A 15,524-nucleotide genomic window follows, 5' to 3' on the forward strand; every position below is an offset into this window, starting at 1 on the left:
GTTTGGTGCTGAGTCGGCACCCGTCATAGGACACCGACCTCCTCGTCAGTCGGGTCGATGACCTCGATGTCGTGGTCCTCCGGATCGATATTGAACTCGTCGCGCAGCTCCTCGGCGACCCAGTGCGTCACCGCGTCGGGGTGCATCGAGCTATCGCCAGCCCCGATCTGGGCGTCGTACGTGTCCACGACCGGGTTGTGGCCCCGAACGATCGCCGGCTGGTTGACGTTGACCCAGTTGAAGACCTCGGTCTCTTCGCCATCCTGTACGACCGTCAGCCGCTCTTTCCGCCGAAGTTCTTGCTCGCTGAAGCTCATGCTGAGTCCTCCACGTCGAACGGGCCAGCGACTTGATAGACCTCGTAGGAGTCGCTGATGCCGATGATAGAGTCGATGCCGCGCTTGGCCATCTCGACGGCCTTCTCTTCGGCTGTCTCCTCGTCGGAGGCCCGCGGGTGGTAGTGTTCCCAGCGAGCTTCGCCGGGCTCGTCGTCGGGGCCGTACGCTCTGATTCCGACCTCCCACTCGGGATCTTGCACGTCGTCGTTGTCCTCCGTCAGATTTGGTGCTTTCTCGGACATGTCTATCTGAGGTTGGCTTCGTCCATCATCTCGACCGCGAGTTCGTCCGTCTCACGGCCCAGATAGTTGTTCACGAACGTGTCTCGATCAGACCAGCCTCCCCAGCGCATGATGCAATCGACGGCGTAGTGCGAGTCGAGTGCGTAGTACGTCGTCGTCGCCCAGGTGCGCCGGAGATCGTGCGGAGAAACGTGGCACCAGTCGTCGTCCTCGAGCTTCTCTGCCAGCTCCTCGCCGGCCCGACTGACCCAGCGGCGAACGGTCCGACCCGTCGCTTGGATCAGTTCGTCGTCCTTCCGGATCCCGCGAGCGTTTTTGAGCATCACCATCTGCTCCTTCATCTTCGTCGAGACCGGCGCCTCGCGGTACCCGGTCTTGCCGCCGCGGACGCGCAGCTTGTACGCCTCGGGCTCCGTGTCGAGCCGGCGGATGCTGTCCGTTCGTACCCACTGGAGTTCGTCCGACCGGAGCCCGTGGAGCATCCCGCGCACGGCCAGCTGGCGCTGAGGCTTCTCCGACAGGTGATCGATCAGTTCCTCCTGCTCGTTCTGCGACAACCAGCATCGATACTCGTCGCTTTCTGGCATCGGTTCAAGTTGCATTTCTGATAGCCGGTCTACCAGATATGGGCGGCAAATCGGTCATAAAGCCCCATTCAAAGCTAACTCGTGAGCGCCGATAGGCGGTTCAGACGGAGATTGAGGAACGAAACTCGGCCGAGAAGGATGATAGACGGACAGTACTACGGATAGGTGACTCAGTTAGTGCAGAAGCATCACGTACACCATACTGACCAGTAGAACGCCAAACACTACTTTAACACTAAACACGGGATCCGCGGGAAGTTCGTCGTCTATTGAGCGTTCTCGATACTTTTCAGGACTGCGAACTGCAAGTACATCACTCTCTGTCGCCATTCCAAAAACTACGAGAAACGGTAGTAATACAATCAGAACCGTCAGCGGGTTGATCTCTACAGCTAAGATTCCCAGCGAAAGAATCCATGGGGGTAGCCAAAGGAATATAGACAGACCAGAAAGCCGTATTATCGCGCCGTCAATCGTCTCTATTCTTTTATGGCGAACAGCCTGCGGCACAAGCCCTCTTGCGATCCGCCAGTCGACTTCCGGGCCTGTATCCCCGAGTTTACCGACAGCCCAATGACTGCCCTCATGCAGATATGGTGCTATGATAAATCCAATCAGATAGACAGCAGCATACGCGAGAGTCCCTTCAACGTCGACCATATTGCCTGAAGGGGACCAGATTCTATAAAGTTAGTTTCCGCACCACGTCCTTCTCGGTCAGTCCCTACAGACCTCCAAGGTAGTACAGAACTGCACCGAACACCAGTAGGAATGCGAGAATCGCGAGTGCGTAATGGCGGATCAACCATAACGGGGCAAGTAGTATCGCCCGAAGCTTGTACCAGATCGATCTGATCATGCCACCCATCTGTTTCTCTTCTACCTTATATCTACAGATAAAGCCAGTCTGGTTACCACTTTCACTTTCACTACGCGTACAAGGATTTCCACTTTTACATAGGCTATCCTCGGTCGCTCCTGTCTATGTCCCAGAAGGAGCGCATCAACCTCGAAGACGACTACGATCGGTGGCAGTGGACCTGTCCGAACGGCCACCACGACTGGGAGCCGACGAACCACCACTTCTGGTGTGCCGCCTGCGCTCGGATTCCTGAAGTGGATGCCTCGTTCGACGAACTCCGAGATCAGAAGACTGGTCGGCTCTACGAGCGCGACGACGTCGAGCTCCACACGCCCGCTGGCCCCTACGACAGCGATCTCGACGGGAGGGGTTCCGCGTGATCCGAAGACAGTCAGACGTGAGGCTCGGGTTCGTCGCGGAGATCCTCCTCCTCGCGGAGATAGTCCTCTCCTTTCTCAGTAATCGCATAGTAAGATCCCTCTCCTTCGATCTCATAGATCAAGCCAGCTTCCTCCAACTTGGGGATTCTTCTCTTGAGAGTAGTGTAGGAGATGGACTGGCCCCTCTCCGCGAAGTTGTTCTCAATCCCGCGCAGACTGTGGCCGGCCCCCGTGTCTTCGAGGAACTCCAGAATACGATCGTCACTCCCAGTCATCCAGTCTGCCCGGAGACGGCCCATACTGTCTTGGCCAAAAAGCCAGTCAAAAGCGTCTTCGATAGCATTCATGATCCTGATATAATGGTTCTATTTGGTCCAAAGATAGCCCAATATTTATATCCAATGAACCATGATTGGGTCACTACGATCGACGCGGAGCTCCTCGGGGCGTCGTTGCGGAAAAGAGTCGACGCCCGTGTGGCAGCACGGGCGCCGCGTTGATCGCGACTACAACGATGCGAAATATAGAACTCCAGGGTCTTCAAACCCCACGAAAGGCCGCTTCACAGTCATCGATTACTTACGGGTTATGTCCCGTTTGTGGAGCGGCTGTTGACGGCATCGATGCCGACGCGCGCGCCACCGCTGAGCCTTGCGGGCACGCGCTCGGAGAAGTAAGCCTTCGACTACTCACCATGACAGACTTCCCCGACACCGACGAGCATCGCGACCACCTGCGAGACATCTACGTGCGCGCTGGCGTCGTCGAGCCAGAGCGTGTCGAGGAGATCGCCACCGACGGCGGTCACGTCGAGCGCCAGCCCCTCCGAGAACTGGACGGTGCGACGGTTTACTACTACGACCACCGGGACTCGTCGACTCCGACACGGTCAGAGGACGTTCACGTCGAGATCTACGACGAGTGCGTTCGCCTGCGCTCGCCTGCTGACACGTGGATCCCCCGCCACCTCGTCGAAAAGGTGCTGCTATGAACGAGTGCCCGGACTGCGGGAGCGAGCACATCCACCCGTCGGGCGGCTGCCCGTTCTGCCCCGAGTGCGGGTGGTCGAAGTGCGGAGGTGGTCGCGCTTGAGTGCGCCCGTCGAGGATCCGAGTGAGCTGTCGGTCCGCGAGGTCTACGAGATGTTCCTCGACGCGAAGCAGCTCGACTACACGGACGAGACGCTCCGCGACTACGAGACCCGCCTTCGCCAGTTCGTCGAGTGGGCCGAGGACCAGGAGGCGATCGAGACCGTCGGCGACCTCTCGGGCTGGCACCTGGAGCAGTTCAAGCTGTTCCGGCAGGGGCAGGACCTCGCTCCAACGACGATCAAGGGCCAGATGGCGGCGTGCAAGGTCTTCCTCGAGTACGCCGCCGGCATCGAGGCCGTCGACGAGATGTTGCCCTACAAGGTCAACATCCCGAAGCTGGAGCAGAGCGAGGAGACCTCCGACGTCCGCCTCGACGCCGATCGCGCGTTCCGGCTAATCCAGCACTACCGTGATTCGCCGACTGAGTACGCCAGCGAGCGTCACGTCGCACTGGAACTGGCCTGGTTCACGGGTGCGCGGCTTGGTGCCCTCCGAGCGCTCGATCTCGACGACTACCGGTCGGACGACCAGATCCTCTGGTTCCGCCACCGGTTGCCGTCGACGCCGCTGAAAAAGAAGGAGCACGGCGAGCGTCCAGTCGCTGTTCCGGACCCCGTGTGCGAGGTGATCGACGCTTACCTGGAGGGCGTCCGCTACGACAAGCGCGACGAGCACGGTCGCGATCCGCTACTGTCTGGTCGCCAGGGACGCCCGGCGGCGTCGACGCTCCAGACCTGGGTTTACCAGGCTACGATTCCGTGCGCGGCTGCTCCGTGCCCGCACGACGAGGATCCGCGGTCTTGCGACTGGACCGCGCGCAACACTGCCAGTAGCTGCCCGTCCTCCCGATCTCCCCATCAGGTGCGTACGGGCAGCATCACCTGGCAGCTGAACAGTGGCCTCTCCTACGAGGCCGTGGCGGAGCGCGTCAACTCTGACCCTGATACGCTCCGTCGCTACTACGACAAGGCCGACGACGTTGAGCGGCTCGAGCAGCGTCGTCGGGAGTTTGTCGACCGACTGGAGTTCGATCCCGATGATCAGGACTAACCCCAACCGGCAGTCGAACGGCTCGTCGTATCGACAAGAAAGTGACGGAAAGTCGAAATACCGATACCCCTCCGACCCCATATTCTCGCCGCGAACAAACTCGCGAGCTGCGAGTACTGGAAGAGGGGGATTTGGATCACGCGAGACGAGCGAAGCGAAGTCCTCGCAGTTCAAAATCCGCCCTATCTGTTAATGATCTCCCATTCGTCATCATATCTGATGACGCTGTCGAAGAGGTGGAAGAACGTCCCGATTGTCTGCTCGTCGTGGACCGACGGGTCCATATGAAAATGAGCGATCGCGTCCTTCCGGGCAAACGTATACGTCACCTTATGAAGGAACTGAAACAGTTCCTCGCTGGATACGTACTGGAGAAGCGGCGTCAACGAGTGGAAGCAGACGACGGGTTGCCAGTCCTCGTCCGCGTCTGCGAACTCATCGATTGCGTTGATGATCTCGATACCGAGACCAGTCAGGTCAGACGGGGAAGCGACGGTCCGCCGGGAAATCGTCTCGCACGAACGGCTCTCATCAGTTGCCGGCTGAGAGACTGACCGCGTCGACGCGTCAACCTGAACCGCCGTCGCTGCTGCAGGCGCTGAATTGGTATGCTGTTGCCACTGTCGAATCCGGTCGTCCGTCGATTCCGTTACTGTGACCGAGAGCACCGCCTCATCGGACGGCGGTTCGACAGTGAGCAGGCCCATGCAAACCGGCGAGTCGTCTGCTCCAAATTTCGAACTGAGGAGGAGAATGTTCTCACCGGGATCTACCGATTGACCAATTGAAGTCATACGGCCACCCATCAGATGACAACACATATCTAAACGATATGAAGTTTTCTTTAACTAAAGGTATAGAACACGTCTGTCCAAAATGTTAATCTAAACATCACATATCATAGGTGGGATCGAGTACGCGTGGAGTGCACCGACTGTCCGTTCGTCGAGGTCGTCGAGCCCGTGGAGGAGCGGCGGCCCGCGGACGTGATCATCGATCACGGTAGCGAGACGGGCCACACCGTCGTCCCGGAGCTGGCGGAAGAGTGACTGCCGGCCGTGGGAAGTGGCCGATAGCGTGCCGGGCGAGCGACGGGTCCCGGCGGACACCCGTTCGACGCGGGACCTCAGTTGTCGTCGACGTCGAGGATGTAGTCGGGCCCGCGTCGCCAGTACCGGCGCTTCCACGACCGTACGACGTGGAGCTGCCGGAGCGCGACCAGCGAGAGGCCGGCGATCAGCGCCGCGCTCAGGCCGAAGAACGTCTGGGTCGCGAGGAACCCCAGCTGTCGGAGGGCGAACAGCGCCAGCACGAGGACGTCGAGCCCGACGATGAGTCCCAGGTACTTGCAGTCCGGGGCCCCGTTCGCCGCGCATCGGAGGGTGACGCGCTCGCCGGCCTCAGTGATCGAGACCGTCTTGTCGTCGTCGTCGTACCGGACGAGTCCGATCTGCTCCAGTTTCGGCAGGTGGGTCTGGTACAGCGAGCTGTACACCGAGTCCCGCTTCCGACCGGGGACGTCGCCCGCCGCCGAGCCGTGCTCCCAGGTGGCGACCCGGTCGACGAGTTCGTCGATCCTCGCGGCGCCGCCGCTGTGGTGGAGGTAGTACAGGATGTACCGGCGCCGCATGTTGCGGACGGCTTTCCGAATCTGTTCCAGCCCCGTCCCGTCGAGTTCGATCTGGACTCCCATACTGTGGCGGAGAAACGTGACGTTTCATCTACACATAAATCAGTGATATCGTGGGCCCTCTTTCTCGGCGCCTACTCGGCCTGTCGCGTGTGGCGGTTCCGATAACGCTCGCCGTAGTAGCGACGCTGGATGACCATACTCGCTGATAGGGTCGCGTTTGGCCGACGGAAGCGGCGCCGTCGCGGCCGAATCGAAAAAACGGCGTCCGGGAGCGTCAGGTCTGCGTCTGGTTGGTCGTCAGCGACGTCGACTGGCTCTGGTCCTGGTCGATGCCGTCGCCGTCGAGTTCCTGCTCCTGCTGCTGGTCGACGGTAGCGCCCTGAACCTGGCTCTGGCCCTCGTCGCCGTCCGCGCTCTGGGCGGACTCCTGCTGGACGTCGGCGCTCTGATCGGCGTCCTGCTCGTTGCCGCTACCGCCCCGGATGATCCGGTCCTGTTCCTGGTCGACGGTGGCGTCCTGGTCGCTCTGCTGGTCGGCGTCGTCGTTGCTGGCCGACTGCTCGCTATCCTGCTGGACGCTGCTGGGTGTCGGTGCCCTCGTCGACGGACTGCTCCTGACTCTCCGCCTAGTCGACGTCCTGCTCGTTCTCCGTGCCGACCGATGTCTGGCCGCTCCCCTGGCCGGCGGCCTGCGTGCCGTTCGCGTCCTGCTGGTTGCCGTCGCCGTCGTCGACCGATTGGTCCTGACTGCTCTCCTGATCGACGTCCTGCGCGGCGTCCTGCTGATTATCGTCGCCGAACGCGGCCTGTTCGTTCTCCTGGCCGGCGCTCTGGGAACTGTCGGCGTCCTGCTGGTCGTCGTCGCCGTCCGCGACGGACTGCTCCTGCTCGGCGCTCTGGTTCGCGCTCTGGTCCGACGACTGGGCGTTGCCGGCACCGGTGAGGACGACCTGCGTCAGCTCCTGCACGCCGTCGTCGTCGTTCTGTTCGGCGGACTGCGCGTTGCCGTCGCCGTTCTCGACGCTCCGGGACTGCTCGAACACCTGACCGGTGCTCTGCCCGCCGGCCTGACCGTTCCCGGCCCCGACGACCACGAGCTGGGTCTGTAGCTGCGCGACGTCGTTGTCGTTCTGCTCGGCGTCCTGCTGGTTCTCGGTCCCGTCTGCGACGCCCTGGGACTGCTCGAGGAGCTCGAGGACGCTCTGCTCGCCGGCCTGCTCATCGTCCGACCCCTCGATAACGACCTGCGTCAGCGCCTGGGCGGCGTCGTCGCCCGTCTGTTCGGCGACCTGCCCGTTGCCGTCGCCGCCCGCAACGTCCTGGGACTGGCCGAAGCGGGACTCGACGCCCTAGTCTCCGGACTGGGACGTCCCGGTACCGAGGACGGCGACCTGTGCCGCCGTCTGGCTGACGTTCCCGCCCTGAAGCGCGATCTGGTCGGAACCGTTGCCGGATTCGAACGACTGGGACTGGACCAGATACGCCGCGGCCTCCTGCGCGGAGAGCTGTTCGCTCCCCGTTCCGAAGACGACGGCCTGCACCTGCTCCTGATCGACGTCGCCGGCCTGGGCCGCGCTCTGGTCGCCGTCGTCGCCGGCCGATTGCCGGTCCTGCGTGTAGAAGACGAGGACGCCCTCGCCCTGGACCTGCTCGTCGTCGGTGCTGTTTATCGCCCACTGATCCTGGCTCTGCAGGAAGTACAACGTCTGAACCTGCCCCTGACAGTCGCCGCCGTCGTCCTGTGCCTAGCTCAGATCGCCGGCGACTGTCGCGGTCTGGTTCTGATCGATGCCGTCGCTGCCGGTCGCGTTCTGCGTCGCGTCCTGCGCTCCGGACGTGACCTGTATCTGTCCGCACTCGTCCGTCACCTGCGCGTAACTGGTCCCGACGACCGATCCCGACAGGATCATCCCGAGCGCGAGGAGCGCGACTATCACTACCGTTCCGTGCCGTAACCCGGTTCCGTTTCTATCGGACATTGTTAGGTGGACGACCACCAGCGAGGGAGTGGAACCCACCCCCAATTGTTATCGAGGCGCATCAGTTGGTTACTAGCCATTACCGGACCTGGTAACGGGAGTTACCTCGTCCGCTAAGCCGGCGTTATCGGGGACGAACTGTCGCGAACGTCGGCGGCGAGCGCGTCAGAGTGCGGCCGACAGAGTCCGGGCGAGGGCGGTGACGGGGCCGCTCAGCGACGACCCCGCCGTCGTCGCGCCCGGTTGTCCGGTGGTCGTCCCGTTCGCGACCGTGGCCGCCTCGGTTTCCTCCGCCGTCGGGGCTGTGACGGTCGCTGTCTCCGTTTCCCGGCCGGACGTGTCCGGTTCGCCGGACTCCGTCGCCGTGGCCGTCGCGTCCGAGTCCGTGCGTTCCGCGTCTCCGTCCTCGACAGTGGCGGCCTCGGTCGCCGGGGGTTCCGTAGCCGTCCCGGCCACGGCCGACTCGGTCTGCGCGGGCTCGACCACGTCGGTGGGCGTCACGGCGGTCCGATCCGTGGTCGGCGTGACCGGTACGGTGTCGGTCGCGGTCGGAGCGGTGTCCGTTGCGGTCGTCTCCCGTGTGCTGGTTTCCGCGTCGTCGGCCGCGTCGGTCTCATCGCCGTCGGTCGAGTTCGACGCCGAACCGATCGCGGTGCCGGTCGATCCGGTGCTCGACTCCGCCGGGGTCGCCGCGCCCGTCCCCGTCGGAGTTGCGGTGCCCGTCTCTGTCGTCGAACCCGTCTCCGTGGCGGTGTTCGCCGCGTTGTCCGGCGTCCCGTTCGTCTCGGTTCCGCTCTCCGCTTCAGTCCCATCGGACTCGTTCGCCGCGCTCGTCGTCACGTTCGCCGCTGACTGGGACTGGTTCTGCCACTGCTCGCCGGCGACTGACTCGTTTTGCGCCTGCACGCCGTCGTTTCCGGTCGCGGTCTGGTTCTGCGTCTGGTTCACGGCGACGGTGCTGTTCTGGGTCTGCGCGCTCCCGTTCGCGGACTGGGTCTGGGACTGCTCCTGCTCCAGGACCGCGTCCTGGCTCTGGTTCTGGACGCGGACGCCCTCGGTCCCGTTCTGCTCACTGGTCTGGTTCGCGTCGAGCGACTGGCCCTGCGCCTGTCGCTGTGCGTCGCCCTGCCTCTGGGCCTGCCCCTGATCGACGCTGATCGACTGGTTCTCGGACTGCGGGCCCGTCGTCCCGTTCTGGCGCTGCGCCTGTCGCTGGGTCGCCGCGACGCTCTCGTTCTGCGTCTGCGAGACCGATCCGTCGGTCCAGTTCTGTCCCTGCCGCTGGCTCGCGCCGACCGACTGCGACTGGGACAGGTCGGCGCTGCTCTCCGCCTGCTCCTGATCCTGCTCCTGGTTCACCGAGATCCGCTGGGACTGGCGCTGCTCTCCGGTCCCGTCGCCGCTCGGCTGTCGCTGCACGCCGAGGAAGGTCACCTCGAACGCCTGGACCTGCGCCTGCTCTCGGACGGTGTCGTTCCCGATCTGCGACTGGCTCGCGTCGGACGTGACGATCTGGGCCCCCTGCTCGTCCGCGCCGGGTGCCTGCGTCTGAGACTGGTAGACGAACTCGATCAGCAGGAACTGCCGCTGTCGCTGCCGACTCGCGGTCTGGCCGCCCTGGCGCTGACACTGGGTCTGGTCGACGGTGACCGACTGCACGCCGCCCTGGACGGTTCCGCCCGCACCGATCTGCTCTCCGTTCTGAGAGACGTAGACGTCCTGCTGCTGGCTCTGGGACTGCCCCTGGACCGTCTGGTTCTGGCACTGCTCCTGAACGATCGTCACGCCCTGCCCGTGCCGCTGCCCGGGCTCGTCGGGCGCTTCGGTCTCGTCGCCGCCGTCGTCCGGGTCCCCGGCACCACCGTCGCCGGGATCGGTCTCGTCGCCGGAGTCACCGTCGTCAGTCTCGTCCTCGTCGTCGATCTCGTCGCCGGAGTCACCGTCGCCCGGCTCTCCCTCTTCACCGCCTCCTGAGTCCTGGTCTCCACCGTCGGCAGCGTCGCCGTCCTCGTCGCTAGAGCCCTCTCCGTCGCCGTCGTCAGTGCCTCTTTCGTCGCTGCGTTCGCCGTCAGCGTTGTCCTCGTCGTCGCCGGAGCCGCCCTCGCTGCCGTCGTCGGCATCACCGTCGTCAGCGTCGCCGCGGTCGCCGTCTGCACCGTCCTCGCTCTCGTCGCCGCCGGTATCAGTCTCGTCCTCGGCGTCGTCGCCGTCCTCCGGCGCGCTGCTTGGAGTCGCTTCGTCGGCGGACGTCTCGTCACCGCCGTCCACCTCGGACGGAGTCCCGGCAGCTCCGTCGTCGGGTTCCGCGCCGGGCGCGGCGTCGTCCCCGGCTCCGTCAGTCCCGCCCCGGACGCCGTCGTGGCCGCCGTCGGACTCGGCGTCGGACGCGTCGCCGTCTGACCCGTGCTCTACCGCCGGCTCCGCACAGCCGCCGGTGAACAGGGTCACGCCGGACTCGTTCGACTGATCGCTCGGTCCCGGAGCGCCGACGAGGACGTCGTCGGCCTCGTCGCCCGCGACGTCGCCCGTTGCCAGCGCGGACCCCGCCCGGGACCGCGGAGACCCGGCGAACTTCGCCATCGCCACGCCGGACCGGTCGGAGCCGCCGTACAGCAGGTAGGCCGCCCCGGCCGCCGTCCCGTCGATTTCGCGGTGGGGTGCGCCGACGAGGACGTCCGCGCGTCCGTCGCAGTTCACGTCGCCCTCGCCCGCGACGGACTCCCCGAGGCGGTCGCCGGCAGCCTCGCCGTGCATCGTGGCGACCGCACCGCTCCGGACCGACGCCGTCCCGTCGAGCGCCTCGCCGGCGTGGACCACGTACGCGGCCCCGGCGTCGTCCCCGCGGCGGTCGGTCCCGGGCGCGCCGACGAGCAGTTCGTGCCGCCCGTCGCCGTCGACGTCGCCGGCGTCGCTCACGGCCGCGCCGAGTTCGGCACCCTCGCGCTCCCCGAACACGCTCCCGGCGGCGTCGGAGAGCGGCCGTTCCCCGCCGAACGGGGCCCCGACGACGAACGCTGCGCCTGCGTCCTGCTCGTCGCCGTCGTAGCCGGGCGCTCCGACGAGCATCGCCGGCGCGTCGTCGCCGCTGAGGTTCCGCGCCCAGGCGACCGATGCGCCCGTCCTGTCCCCCGCCCGCTCACCGCGCAGCGTCGCGTCGGCGTCGGCAGTCGAGGCCGGATCGCCGATCGCCGCGCTCGCGAACGCGAACGCAGCACCGCGGTCGCCGTGCGTTCCGGGAGCACCGAGCAACACGCTCGTGGCTCCGTCGTCCTCGACGCTACGGGCGTCGACTGCGGCCCCGAGTCGGTCGCCGGGTTCGCCGACGACCTTCTCGCCGACGTCGGCGAGCGCGCGGGTCCTGGTCGGGGACTCGTCGACGACGTACGCCGCCCCGGCGTTCGCGCCGCCGTCGGCGTCGCCCGGCGTGCCCACGACGACTTCAGCGCGGCCGTCGCCGTCGACGTCCGCGCTCGCTACCGACTGGCCCGCCCGGCCGCCGTCGGCGCTGCCGCGGAGGACAGCGTCGGCTTCGTCGAGCGAGACGGTCGCGGGGACGACCGGGCCGTAGAAGAGGTACGCGGCGCCGGACTCCTGCTCGCCCCCAGGCGCACCTATCACCACGTCCCGCACGCCGTCGCCGTTCACGTCCCCGGTGGTGACGGACCGCCCGGCGTCCCGGTCGGCGCTGTCGGACTCGAAGACCGTCGCGGCGTTCGATGGGTTCAGCAACCCTTTCGGCGGCGCGTCAGTCCCCGCGTCCGCCGCTGCGTCGCCCTCGAGGGCCGGTCCGTGCTCGATCGGTTCGGCTGCGGTCAGTCCCGGTCCGAAACCGGCTGTTACCGACCACGCGACCACGAGGGCGACGACGCCGACGGCGCGAGCCGCCCTGAAGGCCTGGTTCATACCCCGCCCTGTTACCCCCCCTCTCTGATTGTAACAGATCGGTTAGCCCGGAATAGCGGGCGGTAGCCTGACGGAACGGTCACGCTTCCGGACGGGGACGGGGGACGGCGCTACGGTGGCGCTGGTGCGCGTTCGGATCGATCCGATCAGTCCGTCATGGACTCCTGCCCCTGCGCGCCGACGATGTCCCGTCCGGTCGTGTCGGCCATCGCCGTCGCGACGGCGCCGTAGAGGCCGACGTCGTCGCCCAGCGTCGTGGGTCGGATCTCGGGTCGGTCGACGAACAGGTAGTCGTCGAGGTAGCGGTCGATGCCCTCGGCGACGCGGTCGGCGTTGTTCAGCGCGACGCCGCCGCCGAGCGTGACGAGGCCGGGATTGAGGGAGTTGCAGACGGTCGCTACCCCGGCCGCGTTGTATCGGTCGACGCGGTCGAGGCACTCCTCGGCGAGGGGGTCGCCGGCCCTCGCCGCGGCGAACACGTCCTGGGCGGTGCAGCCGCCGTCGGCGAACTCGCTGCCGTGGTCCTCGTAATCGCGGGCCAGGTCCCGGGCGAACTCGGCGATGCCGCGCCCGGAGCAGAAGGCCTCCCAGGCGCCCGTGACGCCCGTGCTTTCGCGGTCGCTCTCGGGTGCAACTGGAATGAGTCCGAACTCGCCGGCGCGGTCAGATTCACCACGCAGGAGACGGCCGTCTTCGACGGCGCCGCCGCCGATGCCGGTACCCATCGTCAGGTGGACCACGCAGTCGTGGCCGCCGGGGTCGCCGAACTGCCACTCCGCGAGCGCGGCCGCGTTGCAGTCGTTCGCCAGCGCGACGGGGAGGTCGTGGGCGGCCGCCACCGGCGGCCCGACTTCCACCGTCGAGACGACGTCGCCCGCGGGCGTGTCGACGTCGTGGACGGTCCCGGCTCCGGCGTCGACCAGGCCGGTACAGGAGACCCCCACGGCGTCGATGCCGCCGACGGCGTCTTCGAACCGGTCGACGGCCGCGACGATCTGCTGGCCGAGTTCGCGATGGCGCGTGGGCTCGACGGAGACGTCGGTCAGGAACTCGCCTTCGGGAGTGGCGACGACGGAACGGAAGTTCGTGCTTCCGATGCCGAACGCGGCGACGCGATTCATGCCCGAGTAGAGGGGTGAACGCCGGTTAAAAACGCGCTGGCTACCACCGGACGGCGCGCGGTAGCCGGTGCTTACGCCGCTGCCCTGAGGACCGGTACGGGCGTCTCGAAAGCCATTACCGGCGCGGCCGCCCAGTCGCGGTCGATGACGACCATTCGCGACTCGCTGCCGGAGCGACCCCTCTCGGCGACGGAAGTCAAGGCGCTCGAGGCCCAGCACGACGACATCGGCGTGGCCCCGGTCGGCTTCTTCCCGGACCTGGGCATCGTGCCGGCGTTCGTCGTGATCGTCGGGGACGAGCGCGGATACAGCCTGGGGTTCGACAGGGACGACGAGCGCTGGGTCGTCGTGGAGTCGTTCGACGAGGGCGACGCCTTCGCCGACGTGACCGATCGGCTCCGGGACTGGGTCGGCGACGACTGGGAGGACGTCGATCAGGAGACCGTTGCGGTGGAAGCGGGGCTGGTCGACGATCCGGAGCAAGATTGAAGTGTGTCAACCGATAACACTCGAACGGAGCCACCGTGCTCCCGGCGGGAACCACCGTCGACGCTACAGGGAGTAGCACCGGTGGACGACCATTTCGGGGCGGCGGGCCTGGCCACCCGCCGCACGGCGGTTCTTCCGGACGCATCCTCGTTGCGAAACGTTCAACCGCACGAGCGGTTTGTGGACCGATAATGGGTGGTCTGGACGACGTCTATCGGGCGCTGGTCGACGAGCGACGGCGCATCGTGCTCTCAGTCCTCCGGGAACACCACACCGTTCCGCTGCCAGACCTGGCCGAGTTCGTGGCCGAGAGCGAGTTCGACGAGGACGTCGCCGCGATCCCGGGCGAGGACGTCCGGGACGTGTACATGTCGCTCTACCACACGCACGTGCCGCTTCTGGAGGCGGCCGAACTGGTCCGCTACGAGCAGTCGGACGACGTCGTCGCGTGGACGGAGCGGGCGAGCGAACGGCTGTCCACTGCGCGTGACCGGGTCGACGCGCTGCTCGCCGAGGAGTACAGTAGAAATTGACGCAACGACACACTCGAAGGGGGCCCGGGCACCCTTCGATGTGTGAATCGTTTCGCTTGCTACTATAGGCAGTCGTCGCCGACGCCGCGCGACGGCGTGTGGTGACCCGCCGCACGCCCCGAGTCGTGTCAGTTTCCGCGATTCGGCCGGCCGGTCCAAAATACCTTTGACGCACTATCTGAATCAAAATCCGATATGGCCGAGTTGGACGAAGTCGACTACGGGATTCTCCACCTGCTCCAGTCGAACGCACGCGACCAGACGCCGGTCGACATGGCGGAGTCGCTCCCCGTGTCCGCACAGACCGTCCGGAATCGGATCGAGAAGCTAGAGGAGAGGGGCGTCATCGAGGGCTACGTTCCGGTCATCGACTACGAGGAAGCCGGGTTCCCCATGCGCGTGAAGTTCGCCTGTACGGCGCCGGTCGGCCGCCGGACGGAACTGGCCAGGGAGGCGCTCGAGATCTCCAACGTCGTCCGCGTCGAGGAGATGCTGAGCGCCAGGCGGAACCTGCACCCGCTGGCCGTCGCGCGCAACGCCGACGAGATAACGGCGGTCACGCAGGCGCTGGACGACCTCGGGCTGCGGATCGAGAGCGAACGACTCCTCCGGACTCACCACCACCGCCCGTTCAACCACTTCGGCGAGGACGACGTCTCTAACGAGTGATCCCTCGACGCGTTCCGTTTTGAATTTCAAACCTGACTTAAGTCACATACACGCGGTAAAATAATTTAGGCACAGTGTTTTTTGCTGAAGCATACATCGGACGGCTTGATGGATACCCGAACTGCTGCCGGGCAGGCCTTTTCCGACGGGGGCGGGCCGATAGCGGACGTGCTCTGGGCGGTCGCCGAGGCCGACGACTGCGATCCGACCGAGCTGCCGCCGCTCGGTGACGTCATCGACCCCGACGCGTTCGAGCGGCTCGTCGCGGAGTCCTCGTCCCTGGTCCGGATCTCCTTCGCGTACGCCGGCTACGAGGTCGAGGCCTACCCGGACGGCACCGTCCGAATCCGCGACCGTTCGGAGGAGTGAGATGTATCACTTCGTCTGCCACCACTGCGAGGAAGAGGAGACGTTCCGGGAGCTCGATCCGGCCCAGACGGCGTTCAACGAGCACGCGCGGCGGGACCACGAGGCCGTGCTGCGGCGCATCGACCCAACGCCGACGGAGCCGACGTCCGGGGTGGGGAACGGACGCACCGTCGACGGCGACCGCGTCGACTGATCCGGTTCGACCGCACCGACCGACCCGACCACGACTGGCTCTCGCCGACTGTCCGAGCGCGCACCCCGCAGCCGACAGCTTCGAG

21 protein-coding genes are annotated in these 15,524 nt (G+C 65.8%); 9 read left to right on the forward strand and 12 right to left on the reverse strand.

What is annotated here, in order from left to right:
• Positions 1–23: 23 nt before the first annotated feature.
• The 4 genes from LCY71_RS16660 to LCY71_RS16675 all read right to left on the reverse strand — a co-directional run bounded on the left by LCY71_RS16660 (position 24) and on the right by LCY71_RS16675 (position 1,827).
• Positions 24–317, reverse strand: a complete 294-nt coding sequence (locus tag LCY71_RS16660; RefSeq protein ID WP_225334265.1) for a hypothetical protein — start codon at positions 315–317, stop codon at positions 24–26.
• Positions 314–580 carry a hypothetical protein gene (locus tag LCY71_RS16665; RefSeq protein ID WP_225334266.1) on the reverse strand — a complete coding sequence of 89 codons (267 nt, stop codon included), beginning with the start codon at positions 578–580 and terminating at the stop codon, positions 314–316. Before LCY71_RS16665 ends, LCY71_RS16660 begins: the two co-directional genes overlap by 4 nt.
• A 2-nt stretch (positions 581–582) precedes the next feature.
• Entirely contained in the window at positions 583–1,167 is a 585-nt protein-coding gene (locus LCY71_RS16670) for a site-specific integrase (protein ID WP_225334267.1), read from the reverse strand.
• A 174-nt stretch (positions 1,168–1,341) separates the two neighbouring features.
• A complete protein-coding gene (locus LCY71_RS16675; RefSeq protein WP_225334268.1) occupies positions 1,342–1,827 on the reverse strand; it encodes a hypothetical protein in 486 nt (161 codons plus the stop codon).
• Between the two features lie 324 nt (positions 1,828–2,151).
• Here LCY71_RS16675 and LCY71_RS16680 point away from each other — a divergent pair, with 324 nt between their 5' ends.
• Positions 2,152–2,409 carry a hypothetical protein gene (locus LCY71_RS16680; RefSeq protein WP_225334269.1) on the forward strand — a complete coding sequence of 86 codons (258 nt, stop codon included), beginning with the start codon at positions 2,152–2,154 and terminating at the stop codon, positions 2,407–2,409.
• 11 nt (positions 2,410–2,420) lie between these two features.
• Here the strand turns inward: LCY71_RS16680 and LCY71_RS16685 are convergent, their stop codons facing one another.
• Positions 2,421–2,756, reverse strand: coding sequence for a winged helix-turn-helix domain-containing protein (locus LCY71_RS16685; protein ID WP_225334270.1), 336 nt, complete (start codon positions 2,754–2,756; stop codon positions 2,421–2,423).
• A gap of 347 nt (positions 2,757–3,103) precedes the next feature.
• Between LCY71_RS16685 and LCY71_RS16690 the strand changes: the two genes are divergently transcribed.
• Entirely contained in the window at positions 3,104–3,400 is a 297-nt protein-coding gene (locus tag LCY71_RS16690) for a hypothetical protein (RefSeq protein ID WP_225334271.1), read from the forward strand.
• A gap of 97 nt (positions 3,401–3,497) precedes the next feature.
• Positions 3,498–4,550, forward strand: coding sequence for a tyrosine-type recombinase/integrase (locus LCY71_RS16695; RefSeq protein ID WP_225334272.1), 1,053 nt, complete (start codon positions 3,498–3,500; stop codon positions 4,548–4,550).
• Between the two features lie 182 nt (positions 4,551–4,732).
• On the opposite strand, the gene LCY71_RS16700 is transcribed toward LCY71_RS16695, so the two are convergent.
• A complete protein-coding gene (locus LCY71_RS16700; RefSeq protein ID WP_444542722.1) occupies positions 4,733–5,371 on the reverse strand; it encodes a DUF7504 family protein in 639 nt (212 codons plus the stop codon).
• A gap of 99 nt (positions 5,372–5,470) precedes the next feature.
• On the opposite strand from LCY71_RS16700, the gene LCY71_RS21500 reads away from it, so the two are divergent.
• Complete coding sequence (locus LCY71_RS21500) at positions 5,471–5,599, forward strand: hypothetical protein (protein WP_263654211.1); 129 nt, start codon at positions 5,471–5,473, stop codon at positions 5,597–5,599.
• A gap of 77 nt (positions 5,600–5,676) precedes the next feature.
• Here the strand turns inward: LCY71_RS21500 and LCY71_RS16705 are convergent, their stop codons facing one another.
• The 6 genes from LCY71_RS16705 to LCY71_RS16730 all read right to left on the reverse strand — a co-directional run bounded on the left by LCY71_RS16705 (position 5,677) and on the right by LCY71_RS16730 (position 13,186).
• Complete coding sequence (locus tag LCY71_RS16705) at positions 5,677–6,243, reverse strand: DUF7344 domain-containing protein (protein ID WP_225334274.1); 567 nt, start codon at positions 6,241–6,243, stop codon at positions 5,677–5,679.
• Positions 6,244–6,809: 566 nt separating this feature from the next.
• Entirely contained in the window at positions 6,810–7,277 is a 468-nt protein-coding gene (locus LCY71_RS16710) for a hypothetical protein (RefSeq protein WP_225334275.1), read from the reverse strand.
• A gap of 255 nt (positions 7,278–7,532) precedes the next feature.
• Positions 7,533–7,886: a hypothetical protein gene (locus LCY71_RS16715; RefSeq protein ID WP_225334276.1), complete on the reverse strand. Its 354-nt coding sequence runs from the start codon at positions 7,884–7,886 to the stop codon at positions 7,533–7,535.
• A gap of 42 nt (positions 7,887–7,928) precedes the next feature.
• Complete coding sequence (locus LCY71_RS16720; RefSeq protein ID WP_225334277.1) at positions 7,929–8,120, reverse strand: hypothetical protein; 192 nt, start codon at positions 8,118–8,120, stop codon at positions 7,929–7,931.
• Positions 8,121–8,327: 207 nt separating this feature from the next.
• Positions 8,328–12,065, reverse strand: coding sequence for a hypothetical protein (locus tag LCY71_RS16725; protein ID WP_225334278.1), 3,738 nt, complete (start codon positions 12,063–12,065; stop codon positions 8,328–8,330).
• A gap of 146 nt (positions 12,066–12,211) precedes the next feature.
• Positions 12,212–13,186: an ROK family protein gene (locus LCY71_RS16730; protein WP_225334279.1), complete on the reverse strand. Its 975-nt coding sequence runs from the start codon at positions 13,184–13,186 to the stop codon at positions 12,212–12,214.
• Between the two features lie 144 nt (positions 13,187–13,330).
• Between LCY71_RS16730 and LCY71_RS16735 the strand changes: the two genes are divergently transcribed.
• The 5 genes from LCY71_RS16735 to LCY71_RS16755 all read left to right on the forward strand — a co-directional run bounded on the left by LCY71_RS16735 (position 13,331) and on the right by LCY71_RS16755 (position 15,439).
• Positions 13,331–13,675, forward strand: a complete 345-nt coding sequence (locus LCY71_RS16735) for a DUF7964 domain-containing protein (RefSeq protein ID WP_225334280.1) — start codon at positions 13,331–13,333, stop codon at positions 13,673–13,675.
• 191 nt (positions 13,676–13,866) lie between these two features.
• Positions 13,867–14,208: a DUF7344 domain-containing protein gene (locus LCY71_RS16740; RefSeq protein WP_225334281.1), complete on the forward strand. Its 342-nt coding sequence runs from the start codon at positions 13,867–13,869 to the stop codon at positions 14,206–14,208.
• Between the two features lie 195 nt (positions 14,209–14,403).
• On the forward strand, positions 14,404–14,877 hold the full coding sequence (locus LCY71_RS16745) for an Lrp/AsnC family transcriptional regulator (RefSeq protein WP_225334282.1): 474 nt from the start codon (positions 14,404–14,406) through the stop codon (positions 14,875–14,877).
• A 108-nt stretch (positions 14,878–14,985) separates the two neighbouring features.
• Positions 14,986–15,246 (forward strand): HalOD1 output domain-containing protein, encoded by a 261-nt coding sequence (locus tag LCY71_RS16750; RefSeq protein ID WP_225334283.1) that lies wholly within the window; start codon positions 14,986–14,988, stop codon positions 15,244–15,246.
• A gap of 1 nt (position 15,247) precedes the next feature.
• A complete protein-coding gene (locus LCY71_RS16755) occupies positions 15,248–15,439 on the forward strand; it encodes a hypothetical protein (protein ID WP_225334284.1) in 192 nt (63 codons plus the stop codon).
• Positions 15,440–15,524 lie beyond the last annotated feature (85 nt).

The sequence above is a fragment of the Halomicrobium urmianum genome (genome assembly GCF_020217425.1).
GTDB classification, from domain to species: Archaea; Halobacteriota; Halobacteria; order Halobacteriales; family Haloarculaceae; genus Halomicrobium; species Halomicrobium urmianum.

Bases quoted from the DNA above. Each gene is read 5' to 3' on its own strand.
- LCY71_RS16700 (WP_444542722.1), bottom strand. From the start codon at position 5,371: ATGTGTTGTCATCTGATGGGTGGCCGTATGACTTCAATTGGTCAATCG.
- LCY71_RS16755 (WP_225334284.1), top strand. From the start codon at position 15,248: ATGTATCACTTCGTCTGCCACCACTGCGAGGAAGAGGAGACGTTCCGG.
- LCY71_RS16680 (WP_225334269.1), top strand. From the start codon at position 2,152: ATGTCCCAGAAGGAGCGCATCAACCTCGAAGACGACTACGATCGGTGG.
- LCY71_RS16685 (WP_225334270.1), bottom strand. From the start codon at position 2,756: ATGAATGCTATCGAAGACGCTTTTGACTGGCTTTTTGGCCAAGACAGT.
- LCY71_RS16725 (WP_225334278.1), bottom strand. From the start codon at position 12,065: ATGAACCAGGCCTTCAGGGCGGCTCGCGCCGTCGGCGTCGTCGCCCTC.
- LCY71_RS16750 (WP_225334283.1), top strand. From the start codon at position 14,986: ATGGATACCCGAACTGCTGCCGGGCAGGCCTTTTCCGACGGGGGCGGG.
- LCY71_RS16705 (WP_225334274.1), bottom strand. From the start codon at position 6,243: ATGGGAGTCCAGATCGAACTCGACGGGACGGGGCTGGAACAGATTCGG.
- LCY71_RS16735 (WP_225334280.1), top strand. From the start codon at position 13,331: ATGACGACCATTCGCGACTCGCTGCCGGAGCGACCCCTCTCGGCGACG.
- LCY71_RS16675 (WP_225334268.1), bottom strand. From the start codon at position 1,827: ATGGTCGACGTTGAAGGGACTCTCGCGTATGCTGCTGTCTATCTGATT.
- LCY71_RS16745 (WP_225334282.1), top strand. From the start codon at position 14,404: ATGGCCGAGTTGGACGAAGTCGACTACGGGATTCTCCACCTGCTCCAG.
- LCY71_RS16730 (WP_225334279.1), bottom strand. From the start codon at position 13,186: ATGAATCGCGTCGCCGCGTTCGGCATCGGAAGCACGAACTTCCGTTCC.
- LCY71_RS16660 (WP_225334265.1), bottom strand. From the start codon at position 317: ATGAGCTTCAGCGAGCAAGAACTTCGGCGGAAAGAGCGGCTGACGGTC.
- LCY71_RS16670 (WP_225334267.1), bottom strand. From the start codon at position 1,167: ATGCCAGAAAGCGACGAGTATCGATGCTGGTTGTCGCAGAACGAGCAG.
- LCY71_RS16740 (WP_225334281.1), top strand. From the start codon at position 13,867: ATGGGTGGTCTGGACGACGTCTATCGGGCGCTGGTCGACGAGCGACGG.
- LCY71_RS16690 (WP_225334271.1), top strand. From the start codon at position 3,104: ATGACAGACTTCCCCGACACCGACGAGCATCGCGACCACCTGCGAGAC.
- LCY71_RS16665 (WP_225334266.1), bottom strand. From the start codon at position 580: ATGTCCGAGAAAGCACCAAATCTGACGGAGGACAACGACGACGTGCAA.